The 18,009-nt window shown below is 61.1% G+C and carries 23 protein-coding genes; 6 read left to right on the plus strand and 17 right to left on the minus strand.

Going from position 1 to position 18,009, the window contains the following annotated elements; translation table 11 throughout:
• The first annotated feature begins 95 nt into the window (after positions 1 to 95).
• The 4 genes from C1N62_RS06860 to C1N62_RS06875 all read left to right on the plus strand — a co-directional run bounded on the left by C1N62_RS06860 (position 96) and on the right by C1N62_RS06875 (position 2,776).
• The gene (locus C1N62_RS06860; RefSeq protein WP_137762924.1) at positions 96 to 545 is read left to right on the plus strand and encodes a YbjO family protein; all 450 of its coding nucleotides are present in this window, start codon (positions 96 to 98) and stop codon (positions 543 to 545) included.
• A gap of 81 nt (positions 546 to 626) precedes the next feature.
• Entirely contained in the window at positions 627 to 1,763 is a 1,137-nt protein-coding gene (gene rlmC, locus C1N62_RS06865) for a 23S rRNA (uracil(747)-C(5))-methyltransferase RlmC (RefSeq protein WP_137762925.1), read from the plus strand.
• Between the two features lie 195 nt (positions 1,764 to 1,958).
• On the plus strand, positions 1,959 to 2,243 hold the full coding sequence (locus C1N62_RS23585; protein ID WP_370465596.1) for a type VI secretion system tube protein Hcp: 285 nt from the start codon (positions 1,959 to 1,961) through the stop codon (positions 2,241 to 2,243).
• Positions 2,240 to 2,776: a hypothetical protein gene (locus tag C1N62_RS06875; RefSeq protein ID WP_137762927.1), complete on the plus strand. Its 537-nt coding sequence runs from the start codon at positions 2,240 to 2,242 to the stop codon at positions 2,774 to 2,776. The genes C1N62_RS23585 and C1N62_RS06875 overlap by 4 nt, the downstream gene beginning before the upstream one ends.
• An 8-nt stretch (positions 2,777 to 2,784) precedes the next feature.
• Here the strand turns inward: C1N62_RS06875 and fliR are convergent, their stop codons facing one another.
• From fliR to fliF, 13 genes are all read right to left on the minus strand, one after another.
• Positions 2,785 to 3,567 carry a flagellar biosynthetic protein FliR gene (gene fliR / locus C1N62_RS06880; RefSeq protein WP_137762928.1) on the minus strand — a complete coding sequence of 261 codons (783 nt, stop codon included), beginning with the start codon at positions 3,565 to 3,567 and terminating at the stop codon, positions 2,785 to 2,787.
• Entirely contained in the window at positions 3,567 to 3,836 is a 270-nt protein-coding gene (fliQ, locus tag C1N62_RS06885; protein ID WP_137762929.1) for a flagellar biosynthesis protein FliQ, read from the minus strand. The genes fliR and fliQ overlap by 1 nt, the downstream gene beginning before the upstream one ends.
• A 10-nt stretch (positions 3,837 to 3,846) precedes the next feature.
• Entirely contained in the window at positions 3,847 to 4,611 is a 765-nt protein-coding gene (gene fliP, locus C1N62_RS06890) for a flagellar type III secretion system pore protein FliP (RefSeq protein WP_137762930.1), read from the minus strand.
• Entirely contained in the window at positions 4,604 to 5,026 is a 423-nt protein-coding gene (gene fliO, locus C1N62_RS06895) for a flagellar biosynthetic protein FliO (RefSeq protein WP_137762931.1), read from the minus strand. The genes fliP and fliO overlap by 8 nt, the downstream gene beginning before the upstream one ends.
• A complete protein-coding gene (gene fliN / locus C1N62_RS06900; RefSeq protein ID WP_137762932.1) occupies positions 5,026 to 5,448 on the minus strand; it encodes a flagellar motor switch protein FliN in 423 nt (140 codons plus the stop codon). The genes fliO and fliN overlap by 1 nt, the downstream gene beginning before the upstream one ends.
• Complete coding sequence (gene fliM / locus C1N62_RS06905; RefSeq protein WP_137762933.1) at positions 5,441 to 6,448, minus strand: flagellar motor switch protein FliM; 1,008 nt, start codon at positions 6,446 to 6,448, stop codon at positions 5,441 to 5,443. Before fliM ends, fliN begins: the two co-directional genes overlap by 8 nt.
• A gap of 6 nt (positions 6,449 to 6,454) precedes the next feature.
• On the minus strand, positions 6,455 to 6,940 hold the full coding sequence (gene fliL, locus C1N62_RS06910) for a flagellar basal body-associated protein FliL (RefSeq protein ID WP_137762934.1): 486 nt from the start codon (positions 6,938 to 6,940) through the stop codon (positions 6,455 to 6,457).
• Positions 6,941 to 7,095: 155 nt separating this feature from the next.
• Positions 7,096 to 8,394, minus strand: a complete 1,299-nt coding sequence (locus C1N62_RS23325) for a flagellar hook-length control protein FliK (protein WP_240775746.1) — start codon at positions 8,392 to 8,394, stop codon at positions 7,096 to 7,098.
• Complete coding sequence (gene fliJ / locus C1N62_RS06920; RefSeq protein WP_137762935.1) at positions 8,391 to 8,837, minus strand: flagellar export protein FliJ; 447 nt, start codon at positions 8,835 to 8,837, stop codon at positions 8,391 to 8,393. The genes C1N62_RS23325 and fliJ overlap by 4 nt, the downstream gene beginning before the upstream one ends.
• Before the next feature lie 31 nt (positions 8,838 to 8,868).
• On the minus strand, positions 8,869 to 10,236 hold the full coding sequence (gene fliI, locus C1N62_RS06925; protein ID WP_137762936.1) for a flagellar protein export ATPase FliI: 1,368 nt from the start codon (positions 10,234 to 10,236) through the stop codon (positions 8,869 to 8,871).
• On the minus strand, positions 10,233 to 10,934 hold the full coding sequence (gene fliH / locus C1N62_RS06930) for a flagellar assembly protein FliH (protein WP_137762937.1): 702 nt from the start codon (positions 10,932 to 10,934) through the stop codon (positions 10,233 to 10,235). Before fliH ends, fliI begins: the two co-directional genes overlap by 4 nt.
• Positions 10,927 to 11,919, minus strand: coding sequence for a flagellar motor switch protein FliG (fliG, locus tag C1N62_RS06935; protein ID WP_137762938.1), 993 nt, complete (start codon positions 11,917 to 11,919; stop codon positions 10,927 to 10,929). Before fliG ends, fliH begins: the two co-directional genes overlap by 8 nt.
• The gene (gene fliF, locus C1N62_RS06940) at positions 11,916 to 13,604 is read right to left on the minus strand and encodes a flagellar basal-body MS-ring/collar protein FliF (RefSeq protein WP_137762939.1); all 1,689 of its coding nucleotides are present in this window, start codon (positions 13,602 to 13,604) and stop codon (positions 11,916 to 11,918) included. Before fliF ends, fliG begins: the two co-directional genes overlap by 4 nt.
• A gap of 296 nt (positions 13,605 to 13,900) precedes the next feature.
• On the opposite strand from fliF, the gene fliE reads away from it, so the two are divergent.
• Both fliE and C1N62_RS06950 read left to right on the plus strand, forming a co-directional pair.
• Positions 13,901 to 14,215 carry a flagellar hook-basal body complex protein FliE gene (gene fliE / locus C1N62_RS06945; RefSeq protein WP_137762940.1) on the plus strand — a complete coding sequence of 105 codons (315 nt, stop codon included), beginning with the start codon at positions 13,901 to 13,903 and terminating at the stop codon, positions 14,213 to 14,215.
• 345 nt (positions 14,216 to 14,560) lie between these two features.
• The gene (locus C1N62_RS06950; protein ID WP_137762941.1) at positions 14,561 to 14,917 is read left to right on the plus strand and encodes a hypothetical protein; all 357 of its coding nucleotides are present in this window, start codon (positions 14,561 to 14,563) and stop codon (positions 14,915 to 14,917) included.
• Between the two features lie 91 nt (positions 14,918 to 15,008).
• Here C1N62_RS06950 and C1N62_RS06955 read toward each other — a convergent pair whose 3' ends face one another.
• From C1N62_RS06955 to C1N62_RS06970, 4 genes are all read right to left on the minus strand, one after another.
• Positions 15,009 to 15,653: a hypothetical protein gene (locus tag C1N62_RS06955; protein ID WP_137762942.1), complete on the minus strand. Its 645-nt coding sequence runs from the start codon at positions 15,651 to 15,653 to the stop codon at positions 15,009 to 15,011.
• 40 nt (positions 15,654 to 15,693) lie between these two features.
• Complete coding sequence (locus C1N62_RS06960) at positions 15,694 to 16,215, minus strand: hypothetical protein (protein ID WP_137762943.1); 522 nt, start codon at positions 16,213 to 16,215, stop codon at positions 15,694 to 15,696.
• Positions 16,216 to 16,332: 117 nt separating this feature from the next.
• Positions 16,333 to 16,656 carry a GrlR family regulatory protein gene (locus C1N62_RS06965; RefSeq protein ID WP_137762944.1) on the minus strand — a complete coding sequence of 108 codons (324 nt, stop codon included), beginning with the start codon at positions 16,654 to 16,656 and terminating at the stop codon, positions 16,333 to 16,335.
• A gap of 192 nt (positions 16,657 to 16,848) precedes the next feature.
• A complete protein-coding gene (locus C1N62_RS06970; RefSeq protein ID WP_137762945.1) occupies positions 16,849 to 17,874 on the minus strand; it encodes an acyltransferase in 1,026 nt (341 codons plus the stop codon).
• Positions 17,875 to 18,009 lie beyond the last annotated feature (135 nt).

Consider the following 18,009-nt stretch of genomic DNA (forward strand, 5'->3'; position numbering starts at 1 on the left):
TTATCCTAAAGCTGTTACGCTTTTATTGCCGACGCCGCCGACCTGGCGGCGTCTTTTTTCACAGTGATGTGACAGGCAGGAGGCAGTTAACAGTCATGAGCCGGCTGGCATTCATTCCCGTTCCCGTTATGGTAGGTGCAACCGCGATCATCGCCACCCGGTTGCTGGGCTTTCTGCTGCTGTTTGATGAGCTGGGGCTGGCCGGCGTCGGGGATTTCGTCCGCGCCAGTACCGAGAACTGGATCAACACCCTGTTGCTGTTGTGCAGCCTGCTGATCATCCTGCTGGAGGCGCACTGCGCCTACGCGGTGATGCGGGCGCGCAACTGGGGGCGCTGGCTCTACCTCGGCTGCCAGCTGGTGGTGGTGCTCTATATGGTGCTGGCCTCCTGCGAGTGGTTCGGGCCGAAAATCTTCCGCATTGAGAACGCCGACCCGGTGGCGGCGGCCAACCAGCTGATGATGCAGAAGCTGCCCGACGCGCTGGTGCTGCTGCTACTCTTCCTCCCTCCCTCCAGCCGCCGTTTCTTCACCCGCCGCCGCTGACGCCGGCTGGCAATGGCCGGGCGCATACAGTACAATTTGCGCCCCTTATTTTGCCGTACCCCGCAGCCAACCAGGTATTTTATGCATTGCGCACAGTATGACGCCGGCACCTGCCGCTCCTGCCAGTGGCTGGAACGCCCTTACGCCCAACAGCTGGATGATAAACAGCAGCACCTGCAACATCTGCTGGCCGATCGGCCGGTAGGGCAGTGGCTGCCGCCGGTCGCCGGGCCGCAGCAGGCCTTCCGCAACAAAGCCAAGATGGTGGTGAGCGGCAGCGTCGAGCGGCCGCTGCTCGGGATGCTGCACCGTGACGGCACCCCGGTTGACCTCAGCGACTGCCCGCTCTACCCGGACTCTTTTGCGCCGGTGTTCGCCGTGCTGAAGCACTTTATCGCCCGCGCTGGCCTTACGCCCTATAACGTGGCGCGCAAGCGTGGCGAGTTGAAGTTTATCCTGCTCACCGAGAGCACGCTGGATGGCGGCCTGATGCTGCGCTTTGTGCTGCGCTCGGAGGCCAAGCTGACGCAACTGCGCGCCGCGCTGCCGTGGCTGCAACAGCAACTGCCGCAGTTGCGGGTGATCTCCGTTAACCTCCAGCCGGTGCACATGGCCATTCTGGAGGGCGAGACGGAGATTATGCTGACGCCGCAGGAGGCGTTGGCGGAGCAGTTCAATCAGGTGCCGCTCTACCTACGGCCGCGCAGCTTCTTCCAGACCAACCCACAGGTGGCGGCGGCGCTCTACGCCACCGCGCGCCGCTGGGTAGCCGAACTGTCGGTGAAGGGGATGTGGGATCTGTTTTGCGGCGTCGGTGGCTTTGGGCTGCACTGCGCCACGCCGGAGATGGCGCTAACCGGGATTGAGATCAGCGCCGAGGCGATCGCCTGCGCGCGCCGTTCGGCACAGGAGTTGGGGCTGCCACAGGTTGACTTTCAGGCGCTCGACTCCACCCGCTTTGCCACCGGCGAAGCGCAGACGCCGGATCTGGTGCTGGTCAACCCACCGCGCCGCGGCATCGGTGCCGAGCTGTGTGACTACCTCAGCCGCATGGCACCGCCAGCCATCCTCTACTCCAGCTGCAACGCCGAGAGCATGGCACGCGATCTGGCGCGCCTGCCTGACTATCGCTGCGAAAAAGTGCAGCTATTCGACATGTTCCCCCACACCGCCCACTACGAAGTGCTGGTGCTGCTGGTGCGCCAACCCGCCTCCTGAACCCCGGCCCCTCGGGGCCAAAATCTGCTTGTCTGCTAAAAGCAGCGCCCCGGAAATTGCGATCCCTCTCCATGCATTTGCCATGAAGAGGGCGTATAAAGACCATGTTTTTTATGTGGTCAATCAGGGGGTGCCGTGGCAATACCTATCTATCTATGGCTTAAGGATGAAGCTGGCAACGCGATCCAAGGCTCCGTGAAGGTACAGGGGCGGGAAGAGAGTGTTGAACTCAATACATTTCACCATGCTGTCTCATTACCTGTAACGGAGCATTCAGGAAGCATTACAGGGATATGTGAATACTTACCCATTATTTTCAACAAAGAAATAGATTGTTCCAGCACTTACCTTTATCGGGCACTGGTCACACGCATAAGGGCGCCATCAGGCTGGGCGTCGGAGGGGTGTATTATTCTGGGCAGATTGACGAGGGAGAGGATGTTCAATTCAGGGGATAGAATGCTGAGGGTGGTGAGATGAAAATACTCCTTGTGCTAGGGTTAATCTCTTTCCTTTCCTGGTCAGAGGAGATGCCGCATGGATTAATAAAGGAAATCAATGCGCAATCGCAGATAAATAACAGAGAGTCTGTCAAAAATCAAAATTGGCGACTGCTTGTCTCAGGAATTTCACGCGGGGAACCGGAATGGCTCCGCACTATTCCGCAATTTGCGGCCCAACTCAGCACAGAGCAGCGGCATGAGATAATGAACGCCTTAGGCAATGCGCTGATCCACAATCCCGTAGACACTCTCAATATTTTACCGGATATCAGCAAAACTCTGGATGGTTCAGGGATAGATCTCTATCGCTGGGACTATCTCTGTGTTGGGCTGGTGATGGATTACACCCGCGAGTCCGCGTACCGCTACTATGCAACAGCGATGGAAGCGCTGAAACAGAGCGGCGAGCAGGGACGGGAGTGCCTGACATTAATGCAGGAGGGACTCAACGAGATTGAACAGGATGAACGGCGGGGCAAGGTGCACTGGGGCCACAAAATCTGGCCCTAAGCCCGCCGTTAGCCCACCATGCCGCCGATGATCACCGCCAGCCGGTCGAACATCTCGCCGAACAGGCGCTCGCAGAAGGGGGCCATCAGTGGCATCATCATCCCCAGCGCCAGCATCCCCAGCGTCATGGTCAGCGGGAAGCCCACTACAAATACCGACAGCTGTGGCGTCACGCGGTTGAGCAGGCCGAGCGCCATGTTCAGCGTCAGCAGCAGGGCGATGATCGGCAGCGCCAGCATCATGCCGCTGCTAAAAATAAGCCCGCCAGCCTGCGCCAGCGCCATAAAGCCGTTGCCCTGCATCGGCGCGTCACGCATCGGTAGGGTGTGGAAACTGTCGGCCAGCAGTGAAATCAGCCACAGGTGGCCGTCAAAGTTCAGGAACAGCAGCACCGCCAGCAGGTTCATCAGGCGCGCCAGCACCGGGGTGTTGGGGCCGCCGGAGGGATCGAAGAAGGTGGCGAACGAGATCCCCATCTGCAACCCCACCAGCTCGCCAGCCATTCGCACTGCGGCGAACGCCAGTTGCATGGTCAGGCCGAGCGCCGTGCCAATCAGGATCTGCTGGATGCCCAGCCAGAGCGCGCCAGCAGTGAAAATCGGCATCTCCGCGGGCGGCAGACCGGGGGCGATCAGCACAGTGATCAGCAGCCCCAACCCGAGCCGGGCGCGTTTGGGGATCTGCTTCTCGCCAAACAGCGGGGCGCTGCTCAACAGCGCCAGAATGCGCAGCAGCGGCCAGAAGTAGAGGCCCAGCCAGTGGGCCAGCTGGGTGGTGTCGAAGACCAGCATCAGCCAATCAGCGTCGGCAGGCTGGTGAACAGGGTACGCATATAGTCCAGCAGCAAGTTGAGCATCCAGGGGCCGGCGATCACCAGCGTGGCGACCACCGCCAGGATTTTCGGGATGAAGGAGAGGGTCATCTCGTTGATCTGGGTGGCGGCCTGCAACAGGCTCACCACCAGACCAGTCACCAGCGACACCAGCAGCAGCGGGGCGGCCAGCAGCAGCGCGACCTTCATCGCCTCACTGCCCATCGCCATAATCGATTCAGGGGTCATGCCGCCTCCGTCAGGATACGAAACTCTGGGCCAGCGATCCCAGCAGCAGTTGCCAGCCATCCACCAGCACGAACAGCATCAGCTTGAAGGGCAGGGAGATGGTGGCGGGCGGCACCATCATCATCCCCAGCGCCATCAGCACGCTGGCGACCACCAGATCGATAATCAAAAACGGGATGAACACCGTAAAGCCAATCTGGAAGGCGGTCTTCAACTCGCTGGTGACGTAAGCTGGCAGCAGGATGCGCATCGGCACCGCCTCCGGCCCCGCCAGCGGTGGCAGGTTGGCGAGCCGCGCATAGAGCGCCAGATCGGCCTCGCGCGTCTGGCGCAGCATAAAGGCGCGCAGCGGCTGTGCGCCGCGATCCATCGCCTGCTCCAGGCTGATCTTGTCCTGGCTAAAAGGCTGGTAAGCATCGGTGTAGATCTTGTCGAACACCGGTGACATCACGAAAAAGGTCAAAAACAGCGCCAGCCCCAGCATCACCTGATTCGGTGGTGCGGAGGGGGTGCCGAGGGCGTTGCGCAGCAGGCCAAGCACGATGATGATGCGGGTAAAGCCGGTCATCATCAGCAGCGCGGCTGGCAGCAGCGTCAGGCTGGTGATAAACACCAGCGTCTGCACCGGCAGTGACCAGCTCTGGCCGCCGTTGGCCAGCGGCTGGCTGACCAGCCCCGGCAACTGGGCGAAAGCCGCAGGCGCGGCGAGCAGCAGCAGGGCTGGCAGCCAGCGAAGGGAGAGGCGCAGGGCGCGCGGGAAACGGGTGTCAGTCATGCCGAGTGTCCGGGCGGTGAAGCACAGTGTTCAAAAGCTGGCGGAAAGGGACCGGGGCGGGCGCGGCCTCCTCCGCCGGGGGCGGGGCGCTCAGGGTGTGCAGCGTGGTGATCTGCTGCGCGGTCACGCCGAGCACCAGCCAGGTGTTCTCCACCTCGACCACCACCACCCGCTCGCGCTGCCCGACCGGGCAACTGGCGGTCACCTTCAGCAGCGCGCTGTTGCGACGCTGCGGCGCAAAGCCGAGGCGCTTGACCAGCCAGCCGCCCAGCAGGATCAGCAGCAAAATGCCACCGAGCGCAAACCCCACCTGGCCAATCGACGAGGCGGGGGTAAGGGCGGGCGCTGCCGGGACAACGGCCGCTGCCTGTGGGGCGGCGGCCGGTGCGGCGTAGGGGGAGGTCGGGTGGCTCATCAGCGGCTCAGGCGGCGCATGCGCTCAGAAGGGGTGATGATGTCGGTGATGCGCACGCCGAACTTGTCGGCCACCACCACCACTTCGCCCTGGGCAATCAGGTAGCCGTTGATCAGGATATCCAGCGGCTCCCCGGCCAGGCCATCCAGCGCCACCACGGAGCCTTGCGACAGGCGCAGCAGCTCCTTGATGGTCATCTTGGTGCGGCCCAGCTCCACGGTCAGCTTGACCGGGATATCGAGGATCATGTCGATATCTTGCAGGTTGCCCAGCACATCACTCGGCTCGAGGGAGTTGAACACCCCCTCGGTGGTGACGGTCGGGGTCGGTTCGGCGGCGGCCTGCTGCTGTTCGTTGAACGCATCAGCCCACAAATCGTCCACGGATGCGGTTGCGTCAGACGGCTGGTTGGCGTCACTCATTGGGCTGTTCCTCATTCAGCGAATTCAAAATAGGGTTTATCAGGTGTTCCACGCGCAGCGCGTACTGGCCTTTCAGGGTGCCGAACTGGCTGGTGAGCACCGGCACGCCGTCCACATGGGCAATCAGGCGATCTGGTTTCTCAATCGGCAGGACGTCACCGGGTTGCAGTTTCAAAATCTGGGAGAGCCGCAGCGGGATCTCGGCGAAATTCGCCACCAGCTCCAGCTCGGAGTGCTGCACCTGATTCACCAGCGTCTCGCGCCAGTGGTTGTCCTCACGGCTGGAGTTCTCCAGCGGCGGGTTGGTCAGCAATTCACGCAGCGGCTCAATCATGGCGAACGGGATACAGATGTTGAAATCCCCACTCAGCGCGCCAATCTCGACGTGGAACGGCGTGGTGACCACGATGTCATTCGGCGAGGTGGTGATGTTGGTGAACTTCACCTGCATCTCGGCGCGCACATACTCCACGTCAATCTTGAAGATGGCGCTCCAGGCGTCACCGTAGGCTTCCAGCGCCAGCCGCAGCATCCGCTTGATCACCCGCTGCTCGGTGTGGGTGAACTCGCGCCCCTCCACCTTGGTGGGGAAGCGGCCATCGCCGCCGAACAGGTTGTCAACGGCAATGAACACCAGACTCGGCTCAAACACGAACAGCGCGGTGCCGCGCAGCGGCTTCAGGTGCACCAGATTCAGGTTGGTCGGCACCGGCAGGTTGCGGGCGAACTCATGGTAGGGCTGGATCTTGATCCCGCCGACCGTGATGTCCGGGCTGCGGCGCAGCAGGTTGAACAGCCCCATGCGGAAGTGGCGCGCGAAGCGTTCGTTGATGATCTCCAGCGCTTGCAGGCGCTCACGCACCACGCGACGCTGGGTGGTTGGGTCATAGGGGCGGACGTCGCTCTCGTTGCCGGTGACGGCGGCAGGCTCATCGCTGCTGCTGCTGTCACCGTTCAGGAGGGCGTCGATCTCGGCCTGTGAAAGGATGCTATCGCCCATCGCCGGTCACCGTAAAATAAAGGCGGTGAACAGCACGTCCGTCACCTTCTGGTCCGGCTGGCCAGGCACCAGCGTCGGGCGCAGCGTCTCTTTAATCTGGGCGATCAGCTGGCGCTTGCCCTCTTCATTGGCGAGCTGGTCTGGCGTCTGGCGCGAGAGCAGCATCAGCAGGCGGCTGCGTACTTCCGGCAGGTAGCTGCTGAACTGGGTGCGGGTCGCCTCATCCGGCACGCGCAGCGTCAGGCCGATATAGAGCACGCGATCCGGGTCATTGTTCGGGGTTTGCAGGTTGACGGTAAAGGTATCCAGCGGCATAAACACCGGCGCGGCCGGCGGCTGGGGTTTCTTCACCTCGCCCTGGGCAGGTTGCTTGTGCAGCATCCACCAGCTGTAGCCCGCAGCCGCACAGGCAGCAAGGGCGACCACGATGACGATGATCATCCAGGGAAAGCGTTTACCTTTACCTTTGGCGGTGATGGCTTGTTCAGACATGGATAGGTCAATTCCTGTGACGTTTGGGTCCGGCGCGCAGGCGGGCCGGACAGGATATGGCGATGATTATCGCGTTTCTCGCCCCGGACAATAGGCTGAATAGGGAGGTAAAACCGGCTTACCTCGTCCGTTTGTGGCAAGCCGGCAGGCGCGCGTCAGGCGAAAATATCCACCCCATTGCGGTTGTCGAGACGGGCCGCCAGCGAGGCCGGCACCGCCAGCGGTTCGGCGGTGGGGGCTGGCGTGCGCCACGTGTCGCGCTGGCTGGTGCCGCCCTGGCTGCCCTGCTGCTGCGCCTGTTGCCAGCCGCTGGCGTCACCGCCAACGCTGCTCTGGCCGAGGTTGATGCCGCTCTCCGCCAGTGCGGTGCGCAGGTGCGGCATGGCCGCTTCCACCGCCGCCCGCACCTGCTGGTGCGCGGAGGCGAAGTGCAGCTGCGCCTGATCGTTATCAATCCGCAGGCTGATCTGCAACGCGCCCAGATCTTCCGGGTGCAGCCGCAGTTCCGCGCTCTGGTGGCCCTGACGGCTGAACAGCAACACCTGCTGGCCGAGCGCCTGCTGCCACTCCGGGCTGGCCAGCTGGCCGCCAAGGGCGGCACTGGCGGCGGCCGGTGGCGCGCTGCTGCTGGCGGCCAGCGGCGTGGCGGTGGCGGGGGCGGCCAGTACTGTAGGGTCGGGCATGGCCGGGGCAGCCACGTCACTTCCGCGCTGGGCGTCAGTGGCGTCTGGCGTGGCGGAGGAGGCGAGTGCCAGCGCCGCGCTCTCCAGACTCTGTGACGCCGCCGGGGCGGCCGCTGGCAGGGCGGTGTCAGTTGGCGTGGCCGACAGGTGGCTACGATCATTGCTCACTGAGAGCGGGGCGCGATCGGCGCGGGCCGTGGGCAACGCCACGGTGAGGGCGTCGGTGGCCGGGGTGGCTTTCGCCGTGGCGCTCTCCGGCGTGCTGATCACCGGCTGCGGCAGGCCGAGCATGGCGAACAGCGACGCAATCGCCTGCTGGTCATCCTGCGTGGCCTCCTGCTTGTCACTGCGCGCGCCCTCACGCGGCACGTCGCGGCTGGCGGTGGCGGTGGCTGGCGTCAGCTTGCCAAGGGCGGCGGCCAGCTGGCTCACCACATCGACCTCCTCACCCTTCACTGGCAAGCTCTGGCGGGCGGCGGCGGGCGCGGCGGCACTCTGGAGGCCGACGGGCAGGGCGCTGGCCTCTGTCGCCAGCGCTGCCGTCTCGGCGGCCGTGGCGTCCAGCAGCAGTGGGGCGGCCTCGGTGGCGGGGGGCGTCGCCGGGTCGGCCACGCTTAACGCGGCCAAGGTGTCGGCGGCGGCCGGGCGGCCGAGCCGCGCATCCAGCTGGTCGGCAAAATCGGTGGCGCCCTCTTGGGCCGAACCGCCAGCGGCGGCTGGCAGGGCAGTGGCGTCCGTGGCGGGGGCCAGGGTCAACACATTAAGGTTCATGTCTCTCGTTTCCTGTGTGCGCTTCGTTGGGCGAATTCATCCATGCGTTTTTGGTCCAGCCGCCCCTCCTGCATCCGCTGCTGGGTGAGCGCGCGGTCAGCGAGGGTCTGGAAGGCGTTCAGCCGCTGCTGCTTCTCCTGCCAGTGGCGCAACGCCTGCTCCAGCCGTTGGCTCCACAGCGTCAGCTGCTGGCGGTGCTGCTCAATCGCCTTGTCCAGCGTCTGGATGAACTGCTGGTAGTTCTGCCAACTCAGGGCGTCAATGCCGCCGCCGAGGGTGTGGTTCAGCTTCTGGCGATACTCATCCTGGTAACCGAGCAGCATGGTGAGCTGCTGTTCGGCGCTCTGGTGCGACTGGCGCACCTGGCCGAGCTGCGCCGCCGCCTGATCCAGCGCTTTTTGGGCCAGATTGCACAGGGTGCCCAGCGGGGAGGGGCTATTCATCGTGACCTCACGCAGGTAAAGGGGTTGCCGGTCAGCCCGGCAACAGGGTGGTCAGCTGCTCACAGGCGGCGGTGAAGTCGCTCTGCTCATGGATGCCCTGCTGGAGCAGCGCCTCCATCTGCGGGTAGAGGCGGATCGCCAGATCGAGCATGGGATCGCTGCCCGGCGCATAGGCACCGACGCTGATCAGGTCGCGGTTGCGCTGGTAGCTGGCCAGCAGCTGCTTGAACTGGCGCACCCGGCGGTAGTGGGTCTCATCGATCAGCGAGGTCATGGCGCGGCTGATGGAGGCTTCGATGTCGATGGCCGGGTAGTGGCCCGCCTCCGCCAACCGGCGTGACAGCACCACGTGCCCATCCAGAATGGCGCGCGCCGAGTCGGCGATCGGGTCTTGCTGGTCATCGCCCTCGGTCAGTACCGTGTAGAAGGCGGTGATTGAGCCGCCGCCGCTGATGCCGTTACCGGCGCGCTCCACCAGTGCCGGCAGCTTGGCGAACACCGACGGCGGGTAGCCTTTGGTGGCTGGCGGCTCGCCGATTGCCAGCGCAATCTCGCGCTGCGCCATCGCGTAGCGGGTCAGGGAGTCCATGATCAGCAGCACATGCTGGCCGCGGTCACGGAAATCCTCGGCGATGCGCGTGGCGTAGGCCGCCCCCTGCATCCGCAGCAGCGGCGAGACGTCAGCGGGTGCGGCGATCACCACCGAGCGGGCGCGCCCCTCCTCGCCAAGGATATTTTCGATAAAGTCCTTCACCTCGCGGCCGCGCTCGCCAATCAGCCCGACCACAATCACGTCCGCCTGGGTGTAGCGCGCCATCATGCCGAGCAGCACGCTCTTGCCGACGCCGGAGCCAGCGAACAGCCCCATGCGCTGGCCACGGCCAACGGTCAGCAGCGAGTTAATGGCGCGCACGCCGGTGTCCAGCACCTGCTCAATCGGCGTGCGCTGCAACGGGTTGAACGGGGCGGAGGTCAGCGGCGCGCGGGTGGCGGTCTCCGGCGGCGGCAGGCCATCCAGCGGGCGGGCGCCGCCATCCAGCACCCGGCCAAGCAGCTGGGGGCCGAGCGGCAGCTGCTTGCCAGTGCTCTGGCCATCGGCGGCGGGGCGCGCATAGACGCGCGCGCCGGGCAGGATGCCCTCCACCTCCTCCAGCGGCATCAAAAACAGGCGTGAACCCTGGAAGCCGACCACCTCGCTCTCCACCTCCTGCACCTGCTGGTTGGCATCGCGCCGCTCAATCAGGCAGGTGGCCCCGAGCGGCAGTTGCAGGCCGGTTGCCTCCAGCACCAGCCCGGTGGCGCGCACCAGCCGGCCATAGCGGCGCAGCGGCGGGGTACGGGCGATGCGCTGCTCGGCCCCCTCCAGCGCGTTCAGCAAGCGGCCCAGACGCGCGGTCATAACGCCCCCGGTGCGGCCAGACGGCACAGCTCTTGCCAGCGGGTCGCCAGCGAGGCGTCCAGATCGCCATCCTCCGCCGAGACTTTGCAGCCGCCGCGGTGGATTTGGGCGTCCGCCACCAGCCGCCAGCCGTGCTGGCTGAGGGTGGCGCCAAGCTGCTGCTCAACGCGCTCGACATCCTGCGGGTTGACCCGCAGTTGCGGCTTGCCGCTGAACATTGGCTCTTGCTGGATCAGCTGCTGGATCTGCTCGAGCAGCACCGCGCCGTCGCACTGCGGCGTGTGGCCGATAATCTGCCGGGCAGCGGTCAGCGCCAGCTGCATCAGGCGCGAGGCGATCACGCTGTCCAGCGCGTCGAGGGTCTGCTGGAACTCTGACACCAGCCCCTGCCACTGCGCGGTGATGGGCTGCTGCTGGCGCTGCGCCGCCTCCAGCCCCTGCTGCTGCCCGGCCTGATAACCGGCCTGGAAACCGGCGTCATAGCCCTGCTGCTTGCCCTGCTGGAAGCCGAGCTGGTGCCCCTCCTGCTGGGCCTGCTGGCGCTGGGCGGCCAGTTCGGCCAGCCGCCGTTGCTCGTCGTGGCCCTCGTTGGGCACCTCGTAGGCCGCTGGCACGCTCGCCGCCGGGCGCGCCGGGGCAGGGGAGAGATCGTTGAGTTGCCACGGCTGCCACGGCAGCCGGTTGAGTGCATCAGACATAGGTATCCTCGCCACCGCCAATCATCATTTCGCCGGTCTCCGCCAGACGGCGGACAATCAACAGGATCGCCTTCTGCTCGGCCTCGACCTGCGACATGCGCATCGGGCCACGGTTGGCCAGATCGTCGCGCAGGATGTCGGCCGCACGCTGGGACATGTTGTTGAGGAACTTGTCGCGCAGCGGCTGCTCCGCGCCCTTCAGCGCCACCAGCAGGGACTCGTTGTCCACCTCCTGCAACAGGCGCTGGATGCTGCGGTCGTCGACCTCGACCAGATTCTCGAACAGGAACATCTCGTCGATGATCTTCTGTGCCAGCTCGCCGTCGTATTCGCGCAGCGCGTCCATGACCGCCTCTTCTTGCTGGGTCTTCATCAGGTTGATGATCTCGGCTGCGGTGCGCACCCCGCCCATCTTGCTGCGCTTGAGGTTCTGGCCATCCAGCAGGTTGTTCAGCACCTCGGTCAGCTCCGCCAACGCCGCTGGCTGCACGCCGCCAAAGGTGGCGATACGCATCATCACGTCGTTGCGCAGGCGCTCGTCGAACTGCGCCAGAATGTCGGCCGCCTGGCCACGCTTCAGGTGCACCATGATGGTGGCGATGATCTGCGGATGCTCGTCGCGAATCAGGTCGGCCGCCATCAGCGGCTCCATATAGTTGAGCGTCTCCATGCCGGTGGTGGTCTCACGCGTCTCAAGGATATCCTCGAGCAGGCTGGAGGCGCGCTCCTCGCCCAGTGCCTTGACCAGCACCGAGCGCAGGTAGTCATTGGTGTTGATGCTCAGGGCAGCGTACTGCTCGGCGTTCACCTCGAACTCCGCCAGCACCTCCGCCAGTTGCTTGGTGGAGATGTGGTGCATGTTGGCCATCGCGGCGCTCAGCTGCTGCACCTCACGCGAGGAGAGGTGCTTGAACACCTCGGCCGCGCGGTCTTCACCCAGCGTCATCAGCAGGATGGCGCTCTTTTCGGTTCCGGTCATACTCATAGCTCGGTACTCATCCATTGGCGGATCACCAGGGCGACCACGCGCGGTTCTTTATCGGCCAGCTCCTGCATACGCTGGGTCTGCACTTCCACCGTGACGCGCTGCTGTGAGCGCTTGCGCTGGGCCAACTCTTCCATGCTTGGCTTGGCCGTGGCATCGGCGGCCGGTGCGGCCGGGGCAGCGGCGGCGGCTTGGGCAGCCTGCTGGGCCTGCTGCTGTTTGCGCAGTTGCGGACGTACCAGCTTGCGCCACAGGATCCAGGCCACAATCAGGATCAGCAGGTAGCGACCGGCGTTAATCAGCTGGTCGAAGAACGACTGCTGTTGCCAGAACGGCAGCTCTGCCGGGCCGGTCGGCGCGTCATTGAACGGCGTGTTGACCACGTTCAGGCTGTCGCCGCGCTCGGCGGAGTAGCCCATCGCCTCACGCACCAGATCGTTGATCTGCTTGATCTGCGCCTCGCTCAGCGCCTTGGGCTTGCCATCCGCACCCGCGGCGTAGTTGACCACCACCGCCACGGAGAGGCGCTGCACGCCGCCCGCGCTTTCGGTGGTGTGGCGGATGGTGCGATCCAGCTCGTAGTTGGTGGTCTCATCCCGGCGGCTGCTCTCCGGCCCGCTGCTGCGGGCAGTGGTGGCGGTACGGGCCGCCGGGATCGCGTTACCCTTGGCATCTTTGCCATTTTTCGCCGTGCTGTTCTCCAGCGGCGCGGTGGGGGCCGGTGCTGGCTGGTTGGAGAGCGCGCCCGGCACGCCGCCCACGCCTGAGCCACCGATCTGCTGGTTGGTGCTCAGCTGGCGGGAGCGCACGGAGGCCTTCTCGCCGTCGCCGTTGGGCTGGTACTGCTCGTCAGTCTGCTCACGCGCGGCGAAGTCGATCTGGGCGGTGACCTGGGCGCGCACGTTGCTGGCCCCGACCATCGGTGCCAGGATGCTCTCGATCCGGCGCTGGAAGCGGCTCTCCACCTCGGTGGTGTATTTGAGCTGGGTGGCGTTGAGGAGGCGGTCGCTGCTGCCGGTCTGGGTCAGCAAGTTGCCATTCTGGTCAACCACCGTGACGCCGCCCGGCGCCATGCCGGAGACGCTACTGGCGACCATATAGACGATGGCGTTGATCTGGCCCTCATCCAGCGCGCGCCCGGCGTGCAACGCCAGGGTGACGGAGGCGGAAGGGGATTTCTGCTCGCGCACGAACAGCGACGGTTTGGGCATCGCAAGGTGGACGCGGGCGCTCTGCACCGGCCCCAGCGTCTCAATGGTGCGCGCCAGCTCGCCCTCCAGGCCGCGCTGGTAGTTGATCTGCTCGCTGAACTGGCTGATGCCGAACTTCTCTTGGTCGAGCAGCTCAAAGCCCACTGCGCCGCCCTTCGGCAGGCCAGCTTGCGCGAGGCGCAGACGGGTCTCGTAGACTTTGTCCGCCGGGATCAGCAGCGCGCCGCCGTTGTCGGCGAAGCGGTAGGGCACATTCATCTGCGTAAGTTGGGTGACGATGGCACCGCCATCCTTGTCGCTCAGGTTGCTGAACAGCACCCGGTAGTCAGGGGTGCGCGCCCAGAGCATCATGGCGACAACAATGGCGATTGCCGCGGCCGCGGCGACCAGCAGCGGGACCTTGGGGTTGGCGCGCAGGCGATTTAACAGCGCGGTCATGCCGTTTTCACGGTTCTCGCTGGTAGCGGCACTCATGCGGTGACTCCACTATGCGGCAAACGGATGTGAGTGATGGTGTTGAATTGCAAAACGGACTCCCTGGCGGTTTGCGTTGACGCGTCTAAAGGCACGAGCTTCAGGAACAGGAACTTTCCCATTTTTAAAGGTGAGCCATTATTTGCCGCGCCCCCCGATTTCGATGGCTGAAAAAGCCGTGTTTTTTGCGGCTAATTAGGCGCTTTAGGGTAAAAAGCCTGTGGTAGGGTGTCAGCCATCAAAAAGCGTGATGACCGCCGGGCCAACCGGCTTGAGCGGGGGAATAGAGGAAAAGCATGTCAATTCAAGGCATTGAGGGCGTTTTGCAGCAGCTGCGCGCCACCGCCATTCAGGCCACCGGCGGCGCACCGGCGCAGGCCAACCCGCAGGCCAGCTTCGCTGGCGAGCTAAAAGCCGCGCTCGGCAAGATCAGCGATATCCAGACCAGCGCCCGCACCCAGGCCGAGCAGTTCGAACTGGGCGTCCCCGGCATCGGCCTGAACGACGTGATGGTGGAGATGCAAAAATCCTCTGTCGCCCTGCAAATGGGCGTTCAGGTACGCAATAAACTGGTCGCGGCGTATCAGGACGTGATGAATATGCAGGTGTAGAATCTCGTCGGGAGAATATCAACATTATTGCAATGCCAGATAACCCTTTCGGACATTAAAACTAGCGTAGAGGATGGTCGATAAAACAGTCGGCGGTAAGTTCTCTCCGCTGGTTTTTTATTAATCGGAAACTTACCTTGGAAAGGATGTCTTTCAGGCGGATTTGACGCTTGTTAATATGGCGAGATATTATCTTGTCTGTTTTGCTTTAAGTTATAAAATGAGCCAAGTGCCTCAATGTGCTTTAAGCAGCTTTATAATCAACGACCTGGCGATGAGATTTCAATGTTGATTAACTTTTTTCATCTGTTAAGATGTTTCCGATTGCAATTAAGGAAGCTTTTAATGAAAAAGGTTTTAGCTGTAGCGCTTGGAGCGCTTTTACTGAGTGGTTGTACTATTCGCGTTGCTGATTTGACTGTGGCCAGTACCAAAAATTACAATATTAACTCAAATAAGTTCATTAATGGTCAGCGCGTGGTTGGCGAGGATAAGGCACCGGTCATTATCTTCCCGCTCGGTATTCCCAATGTCAAAACCGCGATGGATAAAGCCATCCAAAGAAACCGATGTGCCGTAGGATTGACTGATGTCGTTATTACTCAGCTCAATCACTCCTTTTTGTTCGGTATAATTGGTGTGCGTGTGGAAGGGACTGAGATTATCGATCGCGGTCAGCCAGGTTGCGAAAACGCCAGCTGATATAAGCCACCTTCGGGTGGCTTTTTTTATGGGTGCAGTGAAATAAACAGGGCTATTCTGTATCACGGTCAGGATGTGGGCCAAGCAACGTCTATTCAGAGATCAGGGCGAAGGATTGCTCTATAGTCCACGGCGTATGGGCTACTGAGAACAGAAAGAGGCGAGAGTAGAACATCGAACCGCCATCGATTGTGTTGGTGACCTCGATAAGCAATTTGTCATCACCGACGCTCCCCACATTCGTAAAGAGATAATTGATCCCCTCACTGGTATATTTTCCCGGCTCTATGTTGGTCATCGGGTCTTCAATATCTGACAGGCGGGCGTGTTTATTGCTCTTTTCCAGAATCGTTTGCCGATCGTTATTAAATACCCAATAGACCTGCTTGGGTAATTGATCCGGCGCGGGCAGGCGAGTATCAGGTGCCAGCTGAAGGGCATGTCCCTCCAGATAGTGCCGCGCTTCACACAGCGGCAGGTTGATCATGGCGGGTTTGTACACCAACGCGCTGTCATGCAGCTCGCGTACCTGGCCGTGCTGTTGCCGCGCCGCCAGATAAGCCGCACAACTGTCCACCGCAAGCTCTGCGCCATCTGCGAAGGTAAAGCGCATGGCTTGCTTATCTGCGCCTGTGCCAAACTGGGCATCATCCAATGCAGCGTAACTGGGAATATCCGCCAGTGCGGCGTGAGCCGTGATGAATAGCCCGGCAGCCAAAAGATGTTTTCTGTTCATACCACTCCTGTAGAGAGAATAACGTCCATTGCATCGGGGGTCAGGGTCGGGGATTTTCCAGATAACTCACCAGCTCATCGCCAATCAGCATCGCCTTTTTCAGGATGCGGTAGTTCTCCTCCAGCGCCTGTGGGCTGAAGCGCCTTTCCGCGTTGTAAGCGTCAGGTTTGAAATCGGTGATCACGGCCTGAAGTAGCTGGTGGAAGGTGACGAGGCGCGTCGCCAGCGCGGGGTCGATATCGCCCACCTTGGTCAGGTTGGCCTCATAGAAGCGGGCGTAGTTGTCCGGCACCACCATCTCCAGCTTGACGTTGAGCGCATCGGCTGCAAGACCTCGGCGCTCCGCTTGCTGGCCCAGCTCCTCCAGGTAGCCCCGCTCGCGGATGATGGTCACCAGCGCCTGCACTTCGGCCAAAAAGCCAGCCTGATAGGCCTTTTTCTCGCGTGCAGAGCGCGCCTGCTCAATCCGGCTGCTGCTAAGATAGGTGACCGCGCCGCCCAGTATCACGCCCAAAATGCCCGCACCGGCGGTGATCAACTGGCTAAGCAAACCCTCTTCCATACACACTCCCTTGCCACACGGGCAACCCGGTTTCTGGTCGCAAGTATATGCCATCTGCGGGAAGCTGCACGGAAGGGGACGGCGATAAAAAAAACCGCCTCGCTGGGCGGCTGGGTATCAGACGAGGGCGGAGAGGAATTTGCCGGTGATATGGATGGTCAGATCCTGCTTGTCCTGAACATGCCCCTCCATCTCAAATCCCTCTTTGGTCTCTTCGACCTTCAGGTCAACATCAAAGTCGCCGGTGATTTCAAACACTGAGATCACCTGGTCATTGTGCTGCTTGACCCGCAGGGTGGTCTTGCCATCCTCAATCATCCCCTGATAGATATAGCCGTTGTCGCCACCATTCAGCGCCCCGTCACGGATCGAGATCACGCCGCCGCCCGTATCTTGTTGATTGCTATCAAAATGCACTGCATAGAGTCCGTCTTTCATCATAACCTCTCAGTCAGTGGGCAGCCTGCACGCCCAGGGTGAATAAAAAACATTCAGACTGACAACTATAGACCCTGTGCGTTTTTATCAGCAAAAATCGTGGCGAGGAGGGACTTTTGATTACCGGTCAACCCAACAGTGTGCAGCGAAATAATCTTAAGGATACAAACCACCCGTGGTGGCTTGTATCTAGTTTTATCTCGTGAACAGGGCTTTCTGGATTGCTATGGCAGGCTTGTGGAAAATGTAAGCTAATGCATAGCTGATCATCGTGGTGCAAATAAACGCATAAAACAGGTGTATGTGGGTAAATTTAGCGAAATTGGTATGGTTGACAATATACGCAGCAATCTGGTGATGAAACAGGAAAGCCATAAAAGAGTAGGTGGATAAAAAGTCCAGGATATTGAGCTTGAACCTCTCCAGCCTTAAAAGGGTTAGCAGGTAGAGGCCAACGGTAAAGGTACTCGCCCAAAGGCTTATGCCTATCAGGGTAAATTGATAATAGCTACTATTGAAAACTACCAGCATCAATATCAGGTACGCTGCCGCAGCCAGAGCAAGATATTTGAACAGTGGCCTGTTATATAAGATATAGGTGCTAATTAATATACCAAAGGTAAATTCAGCGAGTCTGGAAGTGGGGTTCCATAAAGGTGACTTGTTCCAGAAGGAGGTATATTCAAGGATGGTGGGCGTATACGTCACCGACAGGTAAGAGAGCATGATGGCGATAAGCAGTATAACCAACGGGCGTTTTTTTGCCCCCTTAATAAAGAAGGGGCTAATCAGGTAAGTCAACAAAATAAAGCCCGTAAACCACTCACCAATCAGGTAGTAAGTGGCGTGAGTGGAGTTTAAATATCCATCAAGCGCAAACAGCGTGATGGCGATCGTCTTGATATCCGTTCCCATCGGCAAAAACGACTGCGTAATAAAAAAGAATGCGGCGGTGATGGCATAGGCAAGCCAATAGAAGGGATAAATCGAAGATGCCCTTTTTTTATAAAAATTAAAAAGATTAATTGGAGATTTTTTAGTTGAAAAGCCTAATGAACACCCGGATAGGATAATGAAAAAAGTAACCCCGATGCCTCCTAAAAAGAAAGGATTCATCCAAGGTTCAAATCCATACTTGTGAGCAGCAGCTTCCATAACATGGGCAATTATTATCATTAATAATGATATCACCCTGATGATATCATAAGATTTAATACGCATTGGCGGGTTCCTCCTTAAGATTATAAGTATTCCCTATGGTGAATAGATAATTGTGTGTCTGTGCGAGCGGAAAAAGTATTATGCGCTCTTTATTTTGATTGATACCAATAAATTTGCGATAAGGCTCGTATTTTT

This window comes from Nissabacter sp. SGAir0207 (assembly GCF_005491205.1).
Classification (GTDB): domain Bacteria; phylum Pseudomonadota; class Gammaproteobacteria; order Enterobacterales; family Enterobacteriaceae; genus Chimaeribacter.

Bases quoted from the DNA above. Each gene is read 5' to 3' on its own strand.
- fliH (WP_137762937.1), bottom strand. From the start codon at position 10,934: ATGTCTGATGCACTCAACCGGCTGCCGTGGCAGCCGTGGCAACTCAAC.
- fliL (WP_137762934.1), bottom strand. From the start codon at position 6,940: ATGTCTGAACAAGCCATCACCGCCAAAGGTAAAGGTAAACGCTTTCCC.
- fliG (WP_137762938.1), bottom strand. From the start codon at position 11,919: ATGAGTATGACCGGAACCGAAAAGAGCGCCATCCTGCTGATGACGCTG.
- C1N62_RS23325 (WP_240775746.1), bottom strand. From the start codon at position 8,394: ATGAACCTTAATGTGTTGACCCTGGCCCCCGCCACGGACGCCACTGCC.
- fliI (WP_137762936.1), bottom strand. From the start codon at position 10,236: ATGACCGCGCGTCTGGGCCGCTTGCTGAACGCGCTGGAGGGGGCCGAG.
- C1N62_RS06860 (WP_137762924.1), top strand. From the start codon at position 96: ATGAGCCGGCTGGCATTCATTCCCGTTCCCGTTATGGTAGGTGCAACC.
- fliQ (WP_137762929.1), bottom strand. From the start codon at position 3,836: ATGACCCCTGAATCGATTATGGCGATGGGCAGTGAGGCGATGAAGGTC.
- C1N62_RS06955 (WP_137762942.1), bottom strand. From the start codon at position 15,653: ATGAACAGAAAACATCTTTTGGCTGCCGGGCTATTCATCACGGCTCAC.
- C1N62_RS06970 (WP_137762945.1), bottom strand. From the start codon at position 17,874: ATGCGTATTAAATCTTATGATATCATCAGGGTGATATCATTATTAATG.
- fliR (WP_137762928.1), bottom strand. From the start codon at position 3,567: ATGCTGGTCTTCGACACCACCCAGCTGGCCCACTGGCTGGGCCTCTAC.
- fliE (WP_137762940.1), top strand. From the start codon at position 13,901: ATGTCAATTCAAGGCATTGAGGGCGTTTTGCAGCAGCTGCGCGCCACC.
- C1N62_RS06950 (WP_137762941.1), top strand. From the start codon at position 14,561: ATGAAAAAGGTTTTAGCTGTAGCGCTTGGAGCGCTTTTACTGAGTGGT.
- C1N62_RS06960 (WP_137762943.1), bottom strand. From the start codon at position 16,215: ATGGAAGAGGGTTTGCTTAGCCAGTTGATCACCGCCGGTGCGGGCATT.
- C1N62_RS06965 (WP_137762944.1), bottom strand. From the start codon at position 16,656: ATGATGAAAGACGGACTCTATGCAGTGCATTTTGATAGCAATCAACAA.
- fliJ (WP_137762935.1), bottom strand. From the start codon at position 8,837: ATGAATAGCCCCTCCCCGCTGGGCACCCTGTGCAATCTGGCCCAAAAA.
- C1N62_RS06875 (WP_137762927.1), top strand. From the start codon at position 2,240: ATGAAAATACTCCTTGTGCTAGGGTTAATCTCTTTCCTTTCCTGGTCA.
- fliF (WP_137762939.1), bottom strand. From the start codon at position 13,604: ATGAGTGCCGCTACCAGCGAGAACCGTGAAAACGGCATGACCGCGCTG.
- fliO (WP_137762931.1), bottom strand. From the start codon at position 5,026: ATGAGCCACCCGACCTCCCCCTACGCCGCACCGGCCGCCGCCCCACAG.
- fliP (WP_137762930.1), bottom strand. From the start codon at position 4,611: ATGACTGACACCCGTTTCCCGCGCGCCCTGCGCCTCTCCCTTCGCTGG.
- rlmC (WP_137762925.1), top strand. From the start codon at position 627: ATGCATTGCGCACAGTATGACGCCGGCACCTGCCGCTCCTGCCAGTGG.
- fliM (WP_137762933.1), bottom strand. From the start codon at position 6,448: ATGGGCGATAGCATCCTTTCACAGGCCGAGATCGACGCCCTCCTGAAC.
- fliN (WP_137762932.1), bottom strand. From the start codon at position 5,448: ATGAGTGACGCCAACCAGCCGTCTGACGCAACCGCATCCGTGGACGAT.